Origin of the sequence: Phytoactinopolyspora endophytica (assembly GCF_004138495.1) — a bacterium.
GTDB lineage: Bacteria > Actinomycetota > Actinomycetes > Jiangellales > Jiangellaceae > Phytoactinopolyspora > Phytoactinopolyspora endophytica.
Window position 1 is genome coordinate 36459 of sequence record NZ_ML142874.1, and the last position, 1801, is coordinate 38259.

The window sequence follows — 1801 nt, forward strand, 5'->3', positions numbered from 1 at the left end:
GCCCGAGGCTCTCGGCGGGTGGGTCAGCTGGCCGGACGGTCGCGGTGCGGCGTATGAGCATCTCCTCGAACCGGACGGGAACGTCTACTTCGCCGGGGACCACCTGAGCCACTACATCGCCTGGCAGGCCGGAGCGATCGAGTCTGCCCGGCTCACCGTCATGAACCTGCACGAACGCCTCGCGGCGTCCGCCGCCTGAGAGATAGGACTCCACATGTCTCACAAGACGTCTCACACAACTTCTCACAAACTCCACGCACAGCGTCTCCTGCGGTCCGGAAAGGTCCGCGTGCTGCTCGTCGCGCTGCTCTCCAGCCTGGTCACACTCGGCGTCGCCGGAGCGGTCTCAGCCGACTTGAGGACCAAGCCACCACGCCCCAACGAGGTCCGTTTCAACCTTCCCTCGCCGGAGGAAGCACCGGACCCGTTCCTGGCCGGCGGCGTCTCCGTCGGCAGCGGGGTGCCGATCTACTTCTCCAGCGGTGTCGGCCCCGCCGCGCTCAACCCGGACGCTCCCGCCGGGACGCCGGAGAGTTACATCAACCCCGAGCAGTTCCCTGGCGGTGAGCTGCCCGAAGGCATCACGCTCACCGAGGCGCAAGGGATGAACGCCATGCTGCGGATCCAGGAGAACCTCGAGTCACAGGGATTGAGCCTCACCGATGTGACCAGCATGCGGATCTACCTGCAGGCGCCGGAAGGTGCGGACCGCGCCGACTACGACGGCTGGAACCGCGCCTACCGGAAGTGGATGGCAAACGTCGACCGGGTCTCCGGCGAGGTGATCGAAGCATACGAGCCCGTCGAGTACGCCAACGAGGTCCGGCCGTCACGGACGAACCTGGAGGTCGCGACGTTACCCGTGGCAGGCTGGTTGATCGAGATCGAGGTCGTCGCCACATACCCGCAGGGCCGCCGCCGCTGACTCACCACACGGGTGGGTGGCGGTGCCGCCACGGGCGTGCCTCCTCCAGCTGGGCGGCCAGTGACAGCAGCGTCTCCTCGGCGCCGTGCCGGCCGCCCAGCATCACTCCGATCGGCAGCGTCGCACCTTCCACCTCGGCCCAGTGCAGGGGGAGGTTGATCGCCGGCCAGCCGGTGAGGTTCCAGGCACTGGTCCACGGTGTGTACGCCATCTGCGCTGCGAAGTCGGCCGCTGGATCACCGTCGTTGCGGAGCTCACCGATCAACGCCGGCGGACGGGCCAGAGTCGGGGTGAGGATAACGTCGTACGGTGCCCAGGTGGCGGCGGCCTCGCGCGTCGTCACCTGCATCGAGTTCATGGCCAGTGCGTACTCGATGCCTGTGACGGAGCGTCCCTTGTCGCGTAGCCAGCGGGTCAACGGCACGAGGCGGTCTTCGACCTCGGACGAGATCGGTGCACTGAGCGCCAGCACGGACCACATGGCCTCGAACGACGACCATCGTTCGGGCTCGAACGGCACGGGAGCCGGCTCGACGTCATGCCCGAGCTCGGTGAGAAGTGCGGCGGTGCGCTCGACGGCCTCAAGGCAGACCGGGTCCACCTGTGCGTCCGCGTCGATGACCGGCGTGGTCAGCACGCCGATGCGCAGCCGCCCGGGCGGTCGCTGGCATGCGTGGAGGAAGCTGCCCTGCGGCTCGGGAAGAACGTACAGGTCGCCGGGCCATGGGTGGGCGAGGACGTCCAGCGCGGCAGCGGTGTCCCGCACGTCCCGGGTCAGGACGCCGTTGATGGCCAGCCCGGCGGACTCGATGCCGTACGGACCCGGGCTGATCCGCCCTCGCGTCGGCTTCAGGCCGACGAGTCCACATGCGCTGG

Annotated in this window: 3 protein-coding genes; 2 read left to right on the top strand and 1 reads right to left on the bottom strand. The window is 68.5% G+C overall.

Annotated elements, in window-relative coordinates; genetic code table 11:
• A partial coding sequence (locus ELR45_RS39890; protein WP_205857659.1) for an FAD-dependent oxidoreductase occupies positions 1-199 on the top strand: 199 nt, incomplete at its 5' end.
• A gap of 15 nt (positions 200-214) precedes the next feature.
• Positions 215-925, top strand: coding sequence for a Rid family hydrolase (locus ELR45_RS31670; RefSeq protein WP_129669842.1), 711 nt, complete (start codon positions 215-217; stop codon positions 923-925).
• A 1-nt stretch (position 926) separates the two neighbouring features.
• On the opposite strand, the gene ELR45_RS39895 is transcribed toward ELR45_RS31670, so the two are convergent.
• Positions 927-1801, bottom strand: an 875-nt coding sequence (locus ELR45_RS39895) for an amidase (protein ID WP_205857660.1), incomplete at its 5' end; no start/stop codon positions are given.